Source organism: Paenibacillus sp. LC231, from assembly GCF_001860525.1.
GTDB lineage: Bacteria > Bacillota > Bacilli > Paenibacillales > Paenibacillaceae > Paenibacillus_AQ.
In genome coordinates, this window is record NZ_JFOM01000005.1 from 51,497 (window position 1) to 71,003 (window position 19,507).

The following is a 19,507-nucleotide window of genomic DNA, read 5'->3' on the forward strand; positions in this document are numbered from 1 at the left end:
AGCCTGTCCCACTGGGGACTTTTTACGCTTTACGCTTTAAAGCAGTTGGCAAAAAAGAATACCTATGATCCAACAGGAAGCGCAAGCTATGCGCTCCTGTGGCTTCACTTCAAAAAAAGATGAACAACCGCGCATTTTTTCTGGAATGTGCATTGTTCATCTTTTATGTTCAGCAGCCCGTTCTTCTTGGTATCGCTTTCAATTATTCTCGTCAAAAAAGCGGTAGACTCACCGCTTGTTCGAATCGATTATAGCTTTTCTTTCATGATTTTGTCCAGTAAGATGTCACACCCCGCATCTATAAGACGATACACTTCATCAAAATTTCCAGTGAAATACGGATCCGGCACCTCGCGCAGCTTTTCATCAGGGAGCAAATCCATAAACTTCAGAATCGCGGCCTGGTCGCCTCCCGCTAGCTTGCGCAAATTCGTCACATTTGAATCATCCATGCCGATAACGTAATCGAACTTGACGAGGTCCTGGCTTACCACTTTGCGGGCGACCATTCCCTCGTAGCTGATTTGCCAGCTGTCCAGCAGCTTTCGGGTTCCTTCATGGGGAACGCTTCCGATATGCCAATCTCCTGTGCCGGCAGAATCCACGCTGATCTTATCCTGCAGTCCACGCTGTTCAATTTTATGTCGCAGCACCGCTTCCGCCATCGGCGAGCGGCAGATATTGCCCAAACATACAAACAAGACGGATACCATAATCCTCTCTCCTTCACGCTATAATTCATCGTCATTTCACGAGGAAATTCTAATTCATGCATGACGTTACCTACCATCCATTAACCTGAACTGACTTTTTTTCCACTGGCTACTGTAGGATGGCCTTCGTGCAGCGACCTTCTGGGCAGTCTCCATTTATAAAGCACGGACAGCATCCGGAATACAATCACCACTACAAACAGAGTAAGCAGCTCCCAAGTCTTGGTGGCCACGCCAAGGCCGATGGCGACCCCTGCTATCATGGCCCACACCGCATAGATCTCATCACGGAGCACCAACGGCTTCCGCCCTGCCAATAAATCGCGGACCATTCCCCCGCCGCTTCCGGTAAGCACAGCAGCCACAATCACCGCGCTCATGGGGTGATTCATTTGCGTAGCATATAGAGCCCCTTGAATCGCAAAGGCAGATAGTCCGATCGCATCGAACAGCGCCTCCGTTTTCTTCCAGTGCTGAATCAAGCCGAGCGGCAACACAAACGCTACAAATACTGAAATCATCGCGAGCATGATTAAATCGCCCTGTCCCCACAAGGTGGTAACCGGCACGCCGATCAGTACGTTTCTTATAATACCCCCGCCGAAGGCCGTGACTAAACCTAATACCACAACCCCCAGAATATCGTATTCCTCTTCCATAGCTACAAAAGCTCCGGACATGGCAAACGCAATGGTGCCAATGATACTGAATACGTCAAACACATGCATGTCCAAAATTCAGTTCCCCCGTCCCCCGTCAATTTACATACTACATTGTAGCCGTGCCTATTAAAATTGTGCAAGCATGAAAACTGCTCTATACTAGAATACAATGACAATTCTCTCGAAAAAGGAGGAATTATAATGAAACATACTCGCGTCCTGATCTTTACAGGTGGGGAGTTGTCACCACAATTCCTGGATGAGGTTCAAAACGGGGACTTCATTATAGGGGCTGATCGCGGAGCCCTCTACCTGATTGAACATGGGATCAAACCCGACCTGTCCGTTGGAGATTTCGACTCCATACCGCCAGAACAGATGGATCGAGTACGCTCCATGAGCGGCAAGGTGATTGACTGTGATCCGATCGATAAAAATTTAACCGACACCGAGCTCGCCTTCGAGCTGGCACTGGAGCATTCCCCCGAATCCATCATGATTCTGGGAGCAACAGGGACACGCCTCGATCACACACTGGCTAATATCCACATGCTGATTCGCGGACTCCAACATCATATTCCGTGTTCTATATTAGATGAGAACAATTTTATTACCCTGACAGGCTCCAGCTGCATTGTCGAGAACAAAGGGTTTACATATGTCTCCCTGCTGCCGCTGACAACGGAAGTGACCGGGATTAATCTCGAAGGATTCGAGTACCCGCTCCACGACGCCACATTGCGATTGGGGCAGTCATTAGGAGTCAGCAATAAGCTGGCTGAGGACAAAGGGACGGTCCGGATCGAAGGCGGTCTGCTCCTTATTATTCAGAGTAAAGACCGCTAATCGTTACTATTTTGTCATCTTTGATACGGTAATGTTAACAATCAAATCCATCGCTAAAAACCCTTGTGTATCAAGGGTTTTTTCTCATTCCCAACTCATCGACTGCACTCATTTCTTAATATTTTGTAACTTTTAATGACATTTTAATAATCCGCTTTCATTTCATGCGGCCCAAGGGTTTGCGCCGATTAACCAAAATATAGTCGGTTTCAAATCTGATATACTCGGTTCATCGCAAAAAACAAAACTGCTTGGAGGTAATAACAACATGAATCGACAGCATTGGATTAAGAAGGCCGTAGTAATCAGCTTGAGCGCAACTTTGGGTGTAGGAGCAGTTCTTACTGTTGCACCACCGGCTCCTGTAGAAGCAGCATCGGTAAGCACAGGAACTCGAGTCGTTAACTTCGGTAAACAATATATGGGAACACCTTATAAATTTGGAGCATCTACATCCACTACAAGAGTATTTGATTGCTCTTCCTTTATGAAGCATATCTTCAAAAAATACGGCGTGAATCTGCCTCGTACATCTGCTGCTCAATCCAAAGTGGGTAAAGCGGTATCGAAATCGAACCTGAGAGCCGGCGATTTGGTATTCTTCTCGAGCGGAAGCCGTGCAAATGGCCGAAACGTGACTCACGTTGCCGTATATATGGGTAACAACAAAATTTTGCACACCTACGGCAAGCCTGGCGTAACCATCTCCAGCCTGTCTGGCAACTGGAGCAAAACTTACCTGAAAGCTCGTCGCGTACTGTAGTTTAATTACTCCATTGTTACTATGGAATTATATCAAAGACCGTCTTCCTCTCACGGAAGGCGGTCTTTTTTGCTTGCAGCATTGATTTCTTCCTCCGATAGCAGTTTATATCCGGTTCCCCGAATCGTTCGCAGCAACTTTTGTTTGCGCCCTCGATCGATTTTCTCTCTCAGATGAAGAATATACACATCTACCACATTGGTGCCCGTATGAAAATCGTAATCCCACACCTGTTTTAATATATCCTCACGCGTGCATACCTGCCCCTGCCTTCTAGCCAAAAACAACAGCAGATCATATTCGCGATGAGTCAGCTCAATCCCTTCCTCTGCTCGGGATACATTCCGGCTCAGAGGATCGATCACCAGATCTCCGATTCGGATGGCTTCTTCTTGTTCCATGCGACCAGTCTGAAATAGTTTCAGTAAATTGGCAATACGCGCCAACAGCTCCCTTGTATCTCTATCATTAGGGATGTAGTCATGGGCACCTGCCTCCAATGCCTGAATGGCTTCATCAGAACCGTCATTTCCGATGATGATGATCGGGATCTGTTCCCTTTTGCCCGTCAATCGCTCCACGAGATTGAATTCGCTCATACCCGGCAATCTGCTGTCGATAAGCAGCAGGTCTGCGCCTGAACGCTGCAAAACGGCGACCACTTCCGAATAATTCATGGCGTGTTTAACCTTATAGCCCGCTTGTTCCAATATCTCCATAACGCTCTGGACCCGATCTTGATGATCTGCCGCGATCAGTATTACTTTCTCCACGGGTTCCCCCCCGCTTTCAACGCTTAATAATGTAAGTATGGCTGTTTCATCCTGCTTTCACTCCAAAAGATGCTCGGATCACGCACGTTTTCCGTAGTAATACATCTTATCTCCGAAGCGGCGCTATTTTTATAATGGGATAAAGGATTAGGAAAGGGGGATATCTTCACCGATTAGGTCATTTAATCGAAAAATATCGAGTGAACACTCTGGAGGAGGAAAATAACATGCGCAACAAACTCGTGGTATGGCCTCTTGTCATGGCTTTGCTGTTATCTATCGTATGCACAGCCACAGTGCCGCCAGCCCCGGTTTCGGCAGCAGCCGAAACCAACCTCTCGCTTGGCAAAGCTATAACAGCAAGCGGTCAATCCCAAACCTACGGGCCAGCTAACGTTATCGATGGCAATCAGGGTTCGTACTGGGAAAGCACCAATCATGCGTTTCCGCAGTGGATTCAAATCGATCTTGGCGCTGACACCAGCATCAACCGGGTCGTTCTTAAACTTCCTGCCACCTGGGAGTCTCGGACACAAACGCTAACCGTACAAGGCAGCTCGAACGGTTCGACATTCTCCAATTTGGCGGACTCGGCCGACTATGAATTTAACCCCTCTACATCAGGAAACTCGGTGACCATCCGTTTTGATGAAGCGAGCACGAGATATGTTCGCCTGACCGTAACCAGCAACACGACGTGGCCGGCTGCGCAGCTGTCTGAGTTCGAGATTTATGGACCATCGGTCTCCCCGCCAACGCCTCCAACGGGAAACAATATCGCCAGCGGCAAACCGATTACCGCCTCCTCAAGCACCTTTACGTACACTGCAACCCAAGCTAACGACAACGACATCCAAACCTACTGGGAAGGCGGAAGCAATCCAAGCACCCTGACGCTCGACTTGGGAACGAATCACGATATCGCCTCCATCGTACTGAAGCTGAATCCGTCTCCGGCGTGGAGCACGCGCACCCAAACCATACAAGTGCTCGGACATGACCAGAGCACAACAAATTTTAGCAATTTGGTATCGGCACAGTCCTATACGTTCAACCCCGCGTCCGGCAACTTTGTGACGATTCCCGTAACGGCAACCGTGAAACGTCTTCAATTAAACATAACGTCCAATACCGGCGCACCGGCCGGGCAGATTGCGGAATTCGAAGTTTACGGCACAGCCGCCCAGAACCCGGACCTGACCATTACGGATATGTCATGGACCCCATCTTCTCCGATTGAAAACGATGACATTACACTCCGTGCTATGGTTAAAAACATTGGGGACGTGGAAGCCGGGGCTACGACGCTCAATTATTACTTAAATGCGGATAAAGCAGGCTCCTCCCCGGTAGCTCCGCTCGCGGCAGGTGCTTCCACAACGGTAACTCTACAAGTCGGTACCAAGGCCGCTGGATCCTATTCCGTCAGTGCCAAGGTTGATGAGGATAATGAAATCATGGAACAGAATGATGAAAATAACAGCTATTCGCATGCGTCCCCGCTCGTCATCGGTGCCGTTGAAAGTTCCGATTTGGTAGGAACTGTACAATGGACACCCGCCACTCCAGTCGCAGGGAACGCAGTAGCCTTTACCGTTAATCTTAAGAACCAGGGCAACAAAGCCACGGCAAGCGGATCCCATGCGATATCCGTCGCTCTGAAAAATCCGGCCGGTTCAACAATTCAAACCTTAACCGGAAGTTATGATGGCGCCCTCGCTGCAGGTTCCTCTGCTCCTATCCATATTCCGGGCACATGGACAGCGACAAATGGCAGCTATACAGTAACAACAACCGTGGCACCCGACACAAACGAAGTACCCCTCAAACGGGAGAACAACGTCAGCCAGGCGAATCTCACGGTATATTCCGCTCGCGGTGCCAGTATGCCATATACCCGATACGATACGGATGATGCATTACGCGGCGGCGGAGCTCAGCTGAAGACGGCACCGACATTCGATCAAGCGCTCACAGCATCGGAAGCATCCGGGCAGCGTTATGTCGCGCTTCCTTCCAACGGGTCCAATCTGGAGTGGACGGTTCGACCAGGTGAGGGCGGAGCCGGCGTCACTATGCGCTATACGATGCCGGACTCATCAAACGGCATGGGATTAACCGGCTCGCTCGACGTTTATGTAAATGGTGCGAAGAAAAAAACCGTTCCATTAACTTCTTACTACAGCTGGCAGTATTTTTCCAGCGATCATCCTGCAGACGCCCCAGGTGGAGGACGCCCGCTCTTCCGGTTCGATGAAGTACACTGGAAGATGGATACGCCGCTCCAGCCGGGTGACAAAATCCGTATTCAGAAATCCAATGCGGATAACCTGGAATATGGCGTTGATTTTATCGAAATCGAGCCGGTCCCCGCGGCAATCGCCCGCCCGGCTAACTCGGTATCCGTAACGGATTTCGGTGCAACGCCGAACGACGGCCAAGATGACCTATCGGCGTTTGAAGATGCTGTGCAGGCTGCCGCTTCAACCGGCAAAACCTTATACATTCCTGAGGGGACATTCCATCTGGGCAACATGTGGAAGATCGGTTCGGTTGGGAATATGATTGATGACATCAAGATCATAGGGGCAGGCATCTGGCATACCAATATTCAATTTACCAACCCGAATGCCGCTTCTGGAGGGATATCACTTCGGATTGCGGGTCAGCTTGATTTCAGCCATATCTACCTCAACTCAAATCTGCGGTCACGTTATAATCAAAACGCAGTCTACAAGGGATTTATGGATAACTTCGGCACCAACTCCAAAATCCACAATGTGTGGGTTGAACATTTTGAGTGTGGGTTTTGGGTAGGCGATTATGCGCACACCCCAGCCATCATCGCGGAGGGGCTGATCATTGAAAACAGCCGGATCCGCAATAATCTTGCCGACGGTGTTAATTTTGCCCAAGGAACCAGCCATTCAACCGTACGTAACAGCAGCATTCGTAATAACGGAGACGATGGTCTCGCCGTATGGACGAGTAACGTGAATGGCGCACCTGCGGGCGTTAACAACAACTTCTCCTATAACACCATCGAAAATAATTGGCGTGCGGCAGCTATCGCATTCTTTGGGGGAAGCGGTCATAAGGCTACTCACAACCTGATTGTTGACACCGTAGGCGGTTCCGGTATTCGAATGAATACCGTGTTCCCGGGTTACCATTTCCAGAACAATACCGGCATTCTGTTCTCCGATACAACGATCATTGGGAGTGGAACCAGTAAAGACCTGTACGATGGGGAGCGCGGCGCCATCGATCTGGAAGCGTCAAATGATGCGATCCGCAATGTCACGTTTACCAACATCGATATCCTGAACACCCAGCGCAGTGCAGTTCAGCTTGGTTATGGCGGCGGTTTTCAGAACATCGTGTTTAACAACATCCATATTGACGGTACGGGGCTTGACGGGGTCACATCCTCCAGATTCTCGAATCCTCATCCAGGTGCGGCAATTTACACCTATACGGGCAATGGGTCGGCAACATTTAACAATCTGACAACGCAAAATATCGCTCATCCTGATTTGTTTTTCATTCAGAACGGTTTTCAATTAATCGTGCAATAACCCGGCTTAAATATCAAAAGGAGGAGTCCTGTGCGACTCCTCCTTTTGATGTTGACGGATTAGATAGATAACGTTAGGTTTGTTTCAGATTAACCACCAACATATTGATTATACAACGACCTGGCCTTGGCGATATCTGATGTGCCATGCACCAGGGTTCTGCCGTCCCGGAATATAACCAAACGATGTGGATTCACCTGATAGATGATCATATACGGCGTTACGGTTGCTTTTCCTTGATGAAGCTTGTTCAATCGCTCAGCCATTTCGTCCAATTGAAGCTGCAGGGGTCTGGCTGGCCTGATCTGCACCGTATCCCTACCGCACAACACTTCGCTTTTATCCGCGTGTTCAGCCGTCAAGTAAGGATATTTCGGATGCTCCCCGCATGTGGGGCAATCCGATTTTTTCGCTCGGTCTACACCAAACTCCACCCGTTCATTACGCCACAAATCGAAGGACAGCATCTTTTTTCTAAGAACATGTCGATGCCCCGATAAAAGCTTCATCGCTTCCATCGTTTGATGGGCAGCGACCATCTGTACCGCTTGCGGAAGAATTCCGTTAATGTCGCAGGTGTCGCCGCCCAAGGGAATCGTCCCCAGCAGACAGTTCAAGCATGGCGTCTCTCCCGGCAAAAATGTGTAACTCATGCCTGAGCTTCCGACGCAGCCTCCGTAAATCCACGGGATTCCATACTTAAATCCGATGTCGTTCAGGATTAGCCGGGTTCCGAAATTATCGGTAGCGTCCATCATCAAATCAACGCCTTGACTGAGTACTGCCAGTTCCTGCGCACGTACATCCATAACGATACCGTCCACGATAACGTCTGAATTAATAGCAGATAAGCGTTTAGCTGCTGCTACGGCCTTCGGCAATCGATCGATCGCGTCCTGTTCGGTAAACAGCTGCTGACGCTGCAGATTGCTCCATTCCACGTAATCTCGATCCACGATGGTTACATGCCCGACACCTGCGCGAACCAAAGTTTCCGCTACGGCGCTTCCCAGTGCCCCGGCACCAAGAACGAGCACATGGCTCTTTCGGAGGCGAAGCTGACCTTCTTTTCCAAATGGGGTAAACCGCTCTTGCCTAGAATATCGATCCTCTCGTTCCATAGGAACTGTTACCCCGCGGTCCGAAGACTCCGAGGCTGCCATCAAGTGAGGCAACGTACGATTTACTTCCTCCCTGTTATCGTTTAAACGAGACATGAATTATCCTCCGATCAATATCTGCAAATCTTCTAAATAAGAGAAGACTTCTCGAAGTTTTTAGATGACAACCTATGATTAGAAATACCCATCCCCCGAAGTGGATGGGCTGTTTACTATTTCAGCCTAAAACAACCTTGTATTCAGCGCCTTCTCCAGGACACCGCGATGACGCAGAATCCAGGCTGCACTCCGCGCCCTCCAGGCCAATCCCCATAGAGGGCCTTCCGATTCCGGCGTGACCTGCAGCTCGATCGCTTCCTCTGCCGTTTCCCGAACGACCACCTCAACGATCATATCAAACAGAGCCGTTCGAAGGGATGGATCGACGCCATAGGCGTCAACCAATAAACGGAGCTGCCTTGCACGGGCATTAACATCAGGCAGACCAACTCTTCCTGCAACATCATCATCGTGCAGCTGCGGAAAGAGCCAGCACACACGGGCTAATTCGACGAGCGGATGTACAGGTCCGGCATATTCCCAGTCAATTAACGCAATTGGCATCCCATCACGGGTAACCATATTCCAAGGTGCAATATCACCATGGCTGTATACAAGTCTGCTGTCACCCAGCTCACGCAGGAACCACGGCTTCCAGACACTCCCGGGCTGCGATTTAAATGTAGCCGAAGCGTCATGAAGTTTACGCAATAATTGTCCTACTTCGATGATGCCTTCGTCGCTCCAGGGCCCGGGATGAACAAATTCGCCTTCGATATAACTTAACATCTCTTGGCCATTCTCATTACATCCAGAGCCTATAATTTCCGGAATCGACGTAAACCCTGTTTGCCTCAGATGCCTCAACAATGAGTGTATAGCCGGCGTCCAAGGTCCTGATGGGCGGTACACAATCTGGCCCTGCCGTACAACCGACTTTTCAGGAGAAAGGACGACGTCCTCTCCCTGACTGGAGTTATGTTCCGAATTCATTTTAAATACGTCTCCCCTTCAGAAGGGAATTACACGGGTTAACGGGGCTATGGATGCGAATCCCCTTCATATAATAATGCCCCGATGGATAAGTCCAGGTCTTCCATCAACATCTCCTCCGTTCGTTTCAGGTTGTTTCTAGCATATCACAAATAAACCATAAACCGAATGTCCATCTTACCGGATATATCAAAGGAGGACAGGCAGCAATCTGCCCATCCTCCTTATAAAATACTAATACATTCATTCTAATCAAAGTTTTCATTTCATATATCCTGCTGAGGGCAGGATGGGGATTCTGAATTGAATCAGGAATTCTGGTTGGACCAATCTTCGACGTTCCAGATCTTGGTCACCCAATCCTCATAAAACTCAGGTTCGTGGGAAACCAGCAGAATCGTGCCTTTATATTCTTTCAAAGCACGTCTTAGTTCCTCCTTAGCCACAACATCAAGGTGGTTCGTCGGTTCGTCAAACAGAATCCAGTTGCTTTCGCGCATCAGAAGTTTACACAGACGGACCTTGGCTTGCTCTCCGCCGCTAAGTGCCTTCATTGGACGTGTAATATGCTCGTTTTTGAGCCCGCAGCGAGCAAGCGCTGCACGAACCTCGTGCTGGTTCAAATGGGAAAATTCGTTCCACACATCATCAATCGGCGTAATATTCCCTGGACGTACTTCCTGCTCAAAATAAGCAGGCACCAGGAAATCCCCTTGATAGGTCTTCCCCGAGAGCGCTGGAATTTTGCCGAGTATGGTCTTCAGCAGCGTTGATTTACCTACGCCATTACAGCCTACAATAGCAATTTTCTCTCCACGCTCGATCAGGATATTCATTTTGGGGAGCAATGGCCGATCGTATCCGATCTCAAAGTCGATTCCCTCGAATACCGTTTTACCGCTGGCACGGGCTTCCTTGAAGTTAAACACAGGTTTAGCCGCTTCCTCCGGACGGTCAATCCGCTCCATACGATCCAGCTGTTTCTCCCGGCTCTTCGCCCGGCCAGAGGTGGAATAACGAGCCTTGTTCCGCTGAATGAAGTCTTCCTGTTTCTTGATGAACTCCTGCTGCTTCTCATAAGCATCAATATGCTGGTTCTTATTGATATCAGCCATTTCCAGGAACTTCTCGTAGTTCGCTGTATAGCGAGTTAATTTCGCAAATTCCAGATGATAGATCACATCCACCACCTGGTTCATAAACTCCGTATCATGGGATATCAAAATGAAAGCATATGGGTACTGCTTCAAATATTGAGTGAGCCAATCAATATGCTCAACATCCAGATAGTTGGTAGGCTCGTCCAGCAACAGTACATTCGGCTTCTCCAGAAGAAGCTTCGCAAGCAATACTTTGGTACGCTGTCCTCCGCTTAAAGTTGCGACATCGCGATCCAGGCCGATGACGGATAATCCAAGACCATTCGCCATCTCCTCAACCTTTACGTCCAGCATGTAGAAATCCCCGATATCCAGCTGCTCCTGAATTTCACCCATTTGCTCGAGCAGCAGCTCCAACTCTTCAGGAGAAGCATCACTCATCTTATTGGTGATCTCCATCATTTCTTTTTCCAGCTCCAGTAGAGGCAGGAAGGCATCCTTTAACACATCGCGAACCGTTTTGCCAGGTGTCAGCTTGGTGTGCTGGTCCAGGTACCCGTACCGGATCTTCGGTGTCCACTCCACCTTGCCGCTGTCTTTTAACAGCTGCCCGGTCAAAATGTTCATTAGCGTTGATTTGCCTACGCCGTTTGCTCCAACCAAACCAACATGTTCGCCTGCCAGCAAACGAAAGGATACATTCTTAAATAGAGTACGTTCCCCGAAATTATGTGATACGTTCTCTACAGTCAATAAACTCATGGCTATAGTAACTCCTGTCTGTATAAAATGAACTTATTTCATGTTAATTTAGCGAAATATACACAGTCAAGAGTTTATTGTATCACATCATGGAGTCCGGCAGAAACCATAACTTTCAGGGATTAGAGGACACCGGGATTAGAACAGCTTTTCTCCTGATATCCTGCTGCCGCTGCATCTTTGGCACTCGGGAATACTTCTTCCACGCGATAGTTGAATTGACAGACATCACGGTAATAATATTTGAGCCCCCTGCTATCCACCCCTCCGAAATAAACAAGAGCTTTAACAAGTCTGCCTCCTCCAAGGGCATAGTTATTATAATACTGATCGCCCATGGGAATGCCTTGAATGAACGCCATCATACCGATGTCATCCATCGTATTCACCCACTCTTCCTGGGATATCAACGGAAGCGCGAACGTATAGGATACTCCGTTTCGGAGAGCCACTTGGTTGTGCCGCTGTATGTAATAAGCAAGACGATCTTGAACGCTATTTACAATCGTGATCCGTCTGACTTGTTCAAACCTATCCTTATCTTCCAGCAAAGTTATACCCGTCCTGCCGCTCAGATCCTCCCGATAGCCGGAGTGCCAGATGGAAGAGCCTCCACGTGATTCATATATCTGAACGAAGGAATCCAATGTAAACTGGATGCTGTTGCCCCTACCATCATTCCAGGCATAAGGAATTTTGGGGGTCCATCTGTGCTCCACGAGCTCCTCCCCATACGCGTTGGTGAAGGTTTGTGAAACATACATATAAAACCCGTCATAATCCAGAACAACGATAGCAGGAATATACCACCACAGAGCAGACTGCGCAGCCGGATCATCCGCGATCCCCATATTGATGTACAACGTCCGGGAAAAGAACTCCAGCGCTCGTTCTTTATCCGCACGCATAAATTTTAAAGAATCATATGCCGACTCTTTGTCCTGGGTCTCATTATCGTTCAGCATCATCCCGCCGTCTTGAACGGCTGTACGCAGAGCAGCCGAGTATTTCATTTCTACGTACCGGACATCCTCTAAACTCTCGGCACGCATGCCCAGAATAATAAACATGGGGAAAAACACGGCGGTAAATACGATGGCAAGATCAGTAATCTTCATTCAGTACCAAACCTCCGTATGGAAATGCGATTGCTGCTTTGCCACCTGAATTTGATCCGGTCAACGTATCGAACATGATCAATCCGGGTGTTCGATTCAGAGTACTGACACTTACCTGAAAGTGATCTCCGGCCGTTAGACGGTATCGGCGCCTTTCATCCTGTTTATCGACATTCGACTCCGGGAATAGATAACCCATAACATCTTCCTGATAATAAGCATCATATACGACGGAATAGCGGTTCAAGAACGTTCCAGGATCTGAAGGATCGGCATATTCCGGGTGGTATTTCTTATGATGATGTTCCATTTCCACATTGTAAATGTTCCCGGTGGCTGCCAGCTCTTGCAGGAAGTCATTGTACATGATCGGAGTAATATACCCCTTCGTACGAACACTGTCCACGAATTTGGTAACGGATTGATAAACAACGAGTCGTGACAGATCATCCTGTCTTCTGGCCATCTCGCCTGCGGGAACCAAGTACAGCAGAAGAAGGGCCAGAAAGGCAGCAAACCATTTCGAAACCGAGTTTGACATTGTTGTTACCTCACTTTTACAAACTGGATGCTCTCCACATCTCCATCGATCCTTCGAACGTACTCCGCATCATAATCGGCTTCCATATCTATGATCGAAAGATCTAGTTCCTCCGGATTACTGCCTGATCGGAACAGCACGCCATCCACATACATATTGAAGCCGCCAGCTTGAACCTCTCGCAGCGTGAATAATACTTCGCTTCCCTTATAAATGAGCTTCATGTTCTCGTTCGTCATCTCTACGGTGATCATACCCGCATGCTGCTCCTGAGTCATTCTGCCTACGGCTGATATACCGCCATCCACCATCGTCTGAATATGGAAGGCATACAGGGCTGCGCCAAGAAATAATGCCACCGCTGCTGCCAATTCAAGTGCGCTTATCGTTTGTCCACGCAAGGCAAGTCACCTATCCATTCATAACTATTGATCGAATTTAATGCCTCTGATTACGTTAGAATCATCCTTAACGATGGTCGCCTTAAATTTGCCGCTTGGATTGACGTACTCCGGGCTTTTCTCATCCATGACGAGTTCGATATTCCCTTGTCTTGAATCCGGATTGAGAATCGAACCGTCCTTCTCCAACACATTGCCGTACCATTGCCCTGCTTTATTTTTCCCTGTTGCTATAAAAACGCCAAATTGATCCTTATCCTTGTATTTGCGCAGTGCGTTTGTCACCTGAGAACCGCTGATGGTTGTTCCGTCATACACGGTAAATGCTGCCTGGGACAACTCAGTCTGAATATCTGAAAAATTGTTTTGAGCGGTTTTGGTTGCCTCCTGCGCCGAAATAAACAAAATAACAACAATGGTAATCAGTGCTATGGTCAGAAATATGCCTGCTGCAACCTTTAAAGCGGATGATGCATTATTCATTGAAATCTCCCTCATTCTTTCAATTATTTTTTGATCCTGTCGATCATGATTCCAGTTGAGCCAATCCACGTATCGTTATAATCGTTGAATTTGCTCATAATACGTTTCCATCTGGGAGAAACTCATGCCGATAAGCGGGATAACAAGATACATAAAGATCAACGCATACATCGGAGTAAAACCGATCATTCGCCCCCATGCGGCCTTCGTATCGATCATCGCTTCGTACTCCTGCTTGCGTCGCTCGAAACTGTATATCATTTCTCCATCGAGGTCATCAAAAACATCCTTGATCGGTACTTTATCTACCGCAAGCAGCAGCTTGTCCACCAACCGCTGAAATTCAGGAAACCAGACGTCTTCCTTCAGCTCCAGCAATGCCAGCTGGGCGCCATGTTCGTAATGAAGCAAGCTTTTTTGAATGGGAATCTTAAAAATAACAGCAAACCGATTAAGCCATTCCAATATGGCCTCAACCGAGATGCGCTCCATTCCGCGCAGTATGGATATGACCGTCTGAAATTGATAAATTTCATGCCTCATTTCCATATTGCGTACTTTCCGGTGAAAATGCAGCAGCCATAATGGCGCCGCATATGCAGCCACACCTGCCAGAAAGGATAGCAGCAGCTCCCACCATTTCAAATACTCGCTGTCATAGCGCTGCAGTTTGGTCATAATTCGATCGGTTATGATCTCAACTTGTTCCTTGGTCAATGAAGTAGGATCTGTCTCACTAATCATCTGCTTGACCTGATCATCGGTCACTTCCGGCGACATATGCAATTGTTCCATTAGCAGCCGATCGCGCTCAACCGTTTCCTCTGCCTGCCGACGCTCGATCTCATTCATCTGGCCGAACAGGGAATGATTCAAAGAAACGGGGACATACAGCAGATGATGTTTAGCCTGCACATGCAGACCTGCAGCCAGCGATAGCGACAGGAAGAAAGCCAGGAAGAAGAACGTCACCCTTCTGATATAGAGCCATTCGAACTTGATTCTCGCGTTGCTTTCCTTTAGTAAGCGTACCTGCCTGTCATATTTCACCGTACCGGGTGTCGGAGCCATCACCTTCACAAGCCAGCGCATAACAGCAATCCGGTACATTCTTTCTTCCAGGGTCATCTTCTGAACCTCTGCGCGGTAATCCGTTTCCCGATTTTGCTGGAGCTTCTGAAGCAATATGTAAGAGATTAGAATGATGACATAAATCGATATCTTGGTCATAAACCCGAGCTTGCTCATATAAAACTCATCCATCGACGGAAAACTGCTTCTGGCCCAGCGTTCAATCGGTTTGGTGAAAAAGACCGGAGCCAACGCAATCACATTCAAGCCCTTCATTAAATAATCCAGCTTGTCTCTGCGCAATATTTCCAATTGGATCTCCTTGGTCAACCCGCTTAGGCCATGCAGATAGATAGAGCCTTGTTTTCTCGCATGATCACCAAACTCCATGACAAGATGTGAAATACCCGCAAACGCTTTAAGATATCGGTTCGGCGCTACCTCATAATACCTCTCCAACTCGTCATCAGGATCGTTGGATACCAAGGCATTATAGATACGATGAGCATGCATAGAAATTTCATGCCCTGAAGTCTCCGCTCCCTCGTACAAAGCTTCCTCTACCATTCCATGCTGCTGATAGTGATGGCGGACGGAGGAGAACAATTCAACCGATTGGACAAGTATTTTTCGTTCCAGTCGGTTTATGAACATCTCAATAAGCATGTTGTTTATAACCGCTGCTGCAAGAATAACAATGACAATAAACCCCAGGTCCGGATGACTCCATATAAGGAGCATGGCGGTTAACCCGATCGTACCGGTAATCGCGAAGGCTAATCTCACGGTTTCAAACCGGAGTGATATTTCGTCATAGGGATGCATGATCGCGATCCGCTGTCTGATCCGTTTAAGATAGGCCTTGATTATAGGAAGCTTCATTCCGTACCTATAGGCCAATTGAAACCATTGCCGGTACATCCCGCGCAAGGACCTTACCTCGCCCGCATCCACCTTTACGACAGCTACCTCACGATACCCTCGTCTTCTGTTCATCCACGACACGATACCGAATGTGATGGAAAACAGTGCCAAAGATATGATTAAAATCAGAATTAATACATCTTTAGAGGACACTTTGTTCCCCCCAACCCGAAGCCAGAAACACTCTGAATTCCTCGGCATCTTCCGGATGCATATGCTCCGTCATTTCGCGAACACTGCTTTCGGATAACTTGGCGGCAGCGATATAGCTACCGTCCCGGTATTCAATCACATTACGAGATACGAAATAACTTACTTCGTTCAATCTCCGCATATGTTCTGTACTTAACTGAAAATATTCCTCCATACTGTTCTTCCAGCGCTTTTCTGAAGTTCCCTCAAATGGTGGCAGGGATCCCTTCTCAACCGGGATGCACTCTGTAATACGTTCTATGTAACGGTTACCGTAAGCGTCTCTTCTTAGATGGATGTCAAAGTTGATCACGCTGACCACCTGCTGCTCCGCAATATGCTCTTGCCTGAAAACGCCGCTCTTGAGCAAGGAGTTGCGCAAGGATTGTACAAGGTCTTTGAATGTCTTGGCATGATGGGTAAACACGGTAAACAAACTTGCCACTTGAGACATCTGTATCATCCATGACGCTACCTCGTCACTGGCAACCTCACCAAGAATATTAACGGTACCGTCCGTCTTCTTCTGCAGATCCAGACCGGCCTGCCCACTAATATGCTCGGTTTCCCTGAAGCTGAGAATATTTCTGCGGCTATAGATTTTCCTTAAATGCAGCTCAAAGGCCATCTCTTGCACCCGAAGGGTATAAGACGCATAAATATGACCCACCATCGCCATGAGCAGCGTTGTTTTTCCGGAACCCTGCGCACCGGTGATTGCCGTAATCCGGCTGCCTTTCATTAAATACCTCAACAAACCGATCACCAATTCCGAGCCGTTTCCCGTAATTAACTGATCAAGCGAAGCCTTGGGCAGATCAAACTTGCGGACAAAGAACGCCCAGGACTCGGCAAACGGAGGCCGAACCACAACGACCCTGGAGCCATCTTTCATCTCATTCACTTTATAACCGCTGGCTTCTGAAAGCTGTCCGGGATGATTGTATTTGTATATGTTTTGACATACTCTCTTCAGTTCCAGCATCGAACCAAACGATAAAAAAGCTAGATGCAGCGACACCCCCCGATAAAAAATCCAAACACTCTCGCAGCCTGTTGCTGGCGATTCGGTATTTGAAAAGCTTAGCCCCAAAAACTCATCTTGGGTGTGAAAGATATTCTGTCCGCTGTCATGGTTGACAGGAATGCCACTTACCCCGCCACTGATCCCGTCGATCCGTTGATCCCTGATTTCATCCACAACGGAAAAGCCTTTGTACTGCTGATAAATGCGCTGAACAACGATATCAAGCTTCTCCGGAAACAAGAGCGGTCGCTGCTCTGACTCATAGATATAAGCAATATCCTCTGCGGTTACCGCATACACGCTGCCCTCTCCATAACCGGGAATCACGCGAGGCCCTGCAAGATCATACGTCTCAAGAAGTACGGATAAAGCATTCTCTCCGTGCCTCTGCTTATACAGGTATAAGATGATCTCGAATTGATCCTGGGCTGTTAACTCGGTCAAGTTTTCGAATGGAATGGCAGCATGAATGTTGGACTCGTTCAAACCCAGATCTCTGACCAGCAGCTGCTTTAAAAAATCCTTTACATATGCTTTATCCAGCACATCTCCGGATACGCAGCCCTTGAGGGCACTTCTCAATTCACTTCGCTTGTTCAGCCTTCGGCGATACTCCTCTTCGTGCAGTCCTAAATCAGACAACTGGCTGTGCGTCAGCTGATGGAGGCTTTCTTTAACAAACGCAGTCATGGCTTCAAGAGAATAAGGGCCGGACCCCCGCGAAATAGCAGCCGCCGGTTTTCGGGTATCCAAATAACGCAGATATACAAACAGCAGTACAAACAAAATAATGACGATGATCCATATCGTATTGAAGGAATTACCCAAGAGCATGCTGGCCTCCCGCTTTCGAACCACTGGAAGGAAGACCAAGTTGTTCAGCCGCGGCATCCGCCAAATTACGAACGGCATCATACAGTGAGCTCATCCGTTTCAGGTCCGCGCCTCCCCGACTTCGCTGCATATAAGGCATAACGGAGCGCATATTCCATGCATCCGTCATGCCGGAACAATATGGAACACCAAGCACCGTCGTCTTGATGCCAAAGCGGCGCTTGATATTTTGCAGTGTACAATGGCTCTCCCGGTCATATTTGCCGACGATATACAGGCTTGCCTTATCCTTCAGTTCAGGGGGCAGCCCCTCCTGTTCAAGCTTATTCTCAAGTACATGCAAATTTTGATTCAAACCAACCACGATGAAGTCGGCAGCTTGAAGTATCGCGCGATCTACCGCTCCCGGAACTCCATTACCTGCATCGGCCACCGTGATGTCGTAACTTCGCTTGGAGAACTCCATAACTCTGGTCATAAGTTCCGCCTGTTTTCTGTCCTCCGCACTGCTTGCGGTCTGTATATCATCGGCGGACATTAGTTTCGGTCCACATAAAAGATCCAGCCGATCAGACAGGAGCGGCAAAGTATAATTACGTACATTCTCCGGGTTCAGCCTCCCGCTTGTACAAAGTCTTTCTAAGGCATCCATTCCGGTATCTTGAAATGCCGTCATAAAATCAAACGATTCCTGCTTAAAGGAAAAAGCTTGTTCCACTCGCCCCCCTGCATGTCCACCATGGGCGAGCAGCACTTTGACCGGATATTCAAACGCCAATACGATAGGTAAACTCGAGGCCAGCATCGTACTGCCGCTGCCGCTCTTCAAGGGACTCCATACAGCAATCAGACTCATGCATGCCTCCTTCCTGCTTGCCGAAGTGCCCGGCGAATATGCCGCTGCTCCATTTCCGTTAACAGGCGGATAAGTTCGGTAAGCGATCGTTTATATTGTCTGGATAATGGCTTAATACCCAGTCTTCCTGCATGTTCATTTTTTATTTTCAAGGCGAAGAACAATTCATCCCACGGCATTTTCACGGGAGGACCCAGCCACTGAATCCGGCTGTCTTCCAGATAGCCTTCTATGTAGGACTCATCCATCAAATCTTTAATGACCTGAACATATACCCGATGAAAAGGAGGGAGCGGATCATCTGTTCTTGCGGCTCTTAGTTCATCAAGCAAAGCCGTACTCTTGCGCAGCCCGGTTACCTCGAACCCGCTAGCCCAAACATGGGCATCTGCTGTATCCCACTGCATCTTGTCCAGGAATTCCGACTTCTCCACGTCCATGACGATATAGTCGTACTTCTTCTCGTCTGTTTCTTCCAGATAGTTCATGAGCGAGGTATAGTTCTCAAATCCGGTTGCCACGTCGAATCCGGCAAACTCCATAACCGGCAACTTCGGGTGCATCACGCCTATGCAATGTTTGTACTTCGCATCCATCGCACCATCCACGAGCAGTACCCTGTTGTCTCCATTGGCTAATATTTTGCACATGTAGAGAAGCATGTCGCTCTTATCACAGATGCCTGTAAATATCCATGTCTTCACTTTGAT

17 protein-coding genes are annotated in these 19,507 nt (G+C 48.2%); 3 read left to right on the top strand and 14 right to left on the bottom strand.

All coding sequences use genetic code 11. The features are described 5' to 3' along the window. Positions 1–248 precede the first annotated feature (248 nt). Complete coding sequence (locus AK95_RS01810) at positions 249–713, bottom strand: low molecular weight protein-tyrosine-phosphatase (RefSeq protein ID WP_071218203.1); 465 nt, start codon at positions 711–713, stop codon at positions 249–251. Between the two features lie 80 nt (positions 714–793). Then, positions 794–1,441: a trimeric intracellular cation channel family protein gene (locus AK95_RS01815; protein ID WP_071218414.1), complete on the bottom strand. Its 648-nt coding sequence runs from the start codon at positions 1,439–1,441 to the stop codon at positions 794–796. A gap of 135 nt (positions 1,442–1,576) precedes the next feature. Between AK95_RS01815 and AK95_RS01820 the strand changes: the two genes are divergently transcribed. Further along, complete coding sequence (locus AK95_RS01820) at positions 1,577–2,221, top strand: thiamine diphosphokinase (RefSeq protein ID WP_071218204.1); 645 nt, start codon at positions 1,577–1,579, stop codon at positions 2,219–2,221. Between the two features lie 268 nt (positions 2,222–2,489). Further along, positions 2,490–2,984, top strand: a complete 495-nt coding sequence (locus tag AK95_RS01825) for a C40 family peptidase (RefSeq protein WP_071218205.1) — start codon at positions 2,490–2,492, stop codon at positions 2,982–2,984. Positions 2,985–3,034: 50 nt separating this feature from the next. Here the strand turns inward: AK95_RS01825 and AK95_RS01830 are convergent, their stop codons facing one another. Beyond that, complete coding sequence (locus tag AK95_RS01830) at positions 3,035–3,757, bottom strand: response regulator transcription factor (protein WP_071218206.1); 723 nt, start codon at positions 3,755–3,757, stop codon at positions 3,035–3,037. Positions 3,758–3,984: 227 nt separating this feature from the next. Between AK95_RS01830 and AK95_RS01835 the strand changes: the two genes are divergently transcribed. Next, a complete protein-coding gene (locus AK95_RS01835; RefSeq protein WP_071218207.1) occupies positions 3,985–7,335 on the top strand; it encodes a discoidin domain-containing protein in 3,351 nt (1,116 codons plus the stop codon). Between the two features lie 89 nt (positions 7,336–7,424). On the opposite strand, the gene AK95_RS01840 is transcribed toward AK95_RS01835, so the two are convergent. The 11 genes from AK95_RS01840 to AK95_RS01890 form a co-directional block, all read right to left on the bottom strand. Continuing rightward, a complete protein-coding gene (locus tag AK95_RS01840; RefSeq protein WP_071218415.1) occupies positions 7,425–8,498 on the bottom strand; it encodes a ThiF family adenylyltransferase in 1,074 nt (357 codons plus the stop codon). Positions 8,499–8,678: 180 nt separating this feature from the next. Continuing rightward, positions 8,679–9,488 (bottom strand): aminoglycoside phosphotransferase family protein, encoded by an 810-nt coding sequence (locus tag AK95_RS01845; RefSeq protein WP_071218208.1) that lies wholly within the window; start codon positions 9,486–9,488, stop codon positions 8,679–8,681. A 308-nt stretch (positions 9,489–9,796) separates the two neighbouring features. Continuing rightward, positions 9,797–11,350: an ABC-F family ATP-binding cassette domain-containing protein gene (locus AK95_RS01850; RefSeq protein ID WP_071218209.1), complete on the bottom strand. Its 1,554-nt coding sequence runs from the start codon at positions 11,348–11,350 to the stop codon at positions 9,797–9,799. A 122-nt stretch (positions 11,351–11,472) separates the two neighbouring features. Beyond that, positions 11,473–12,468, bottom strand: a complete 996-nt coding sequence (locus AK95_RS01855; protein ID WP_071218210.1) for a hypothetical protein — start codon at positions 12,466–12,468, stop codon at positions 11,473–11,475. Further along, positions 12,455–13,009, bottom strand: a complete 555-nt coding sequence (locus AK95_RS01860; RefSeq protein WP_071218211.1) for a hypothetical protein — start codon at positions 13,007–13,009, stop codon at positions 12,455–12,457. The genes AK95_RS01855 and AK95_RS01860 overlap by 14 nt, the downstream gene beginning before the upstream one ends. Positions 13,010–13,014: 5 nt before the next feature. After that, a complete protein-coding gene (locus AK95_RS01865; RefSeq protein WP_235612965.1) occupies positions 13,015–13,410 on the bottom strand; it encodes a hypothetical protein in 396 nt (131 codons plus the stop codon). Positions 13,411–13,434: 24 nt separating this feature from the next. Continuing rightward, entirely contained in the window at positions 13,435–13,893 is a 459-nt protein-coding gene (locus AK95_RS01870; protein WP_071218212.1) for an ABC transporter permease, read from the bottom strand. A gap of 75 nt (positions 13,894–13,968) precedes the next feature. After that, entirely contained in the window at positions 13,969–16,041 is a 2,073-nt protein-coding gene (locus AK95_RS01875; RefSeq protein ID WP_071218213.1) for a hypothetical protein, read from the bottom strand. Continuing rightward, positions 16,031–17,941, bottom strand: coding sequence for an ATPase, T2SS/T4P/T4SS family (locus AK95_RS01880; RefSeq protein ID WP_071218214.1), 1,911 nt, complete (start codon positions 17,939–17,941; stop codon positions 16,031–16,033). The genes AK95_RS01875 and AK95_RS01880 overlap by 11 nt, the downstream gene beginning before the upstream one ends. Continuing rightward, positions 17,928–18,797, bottom strand: coding sequence for a CpaE/TadZ family protein (locus tag AK95_RS01885; RefSeq protein ID WP_071218215.1), 870 nt, complete (start codon positions 18,795–18,797; stop codon positions 17,928–17,930). Before AK95_RS01885 ends, AK95_RS01880 begins: the two co-directional genes overlap by 14 nt. Next, positions 18,794–19,501, bottom strand: a complete 708-nt coding sequence (locus AK95_RS01890; RefSeq protein WP_071218216.1) for a hypothetical protein — start codon at positions 19,499–19,501, stop codon at positions 18,794–18,796. The genes AK95_RS01885 and AK95_RS01890 overlap by 4 nt, the downstream gene beginning before the upstream one ends. Between the last annotated feature and the right edge of the window lie 6 nt (positions 19,502–19,507).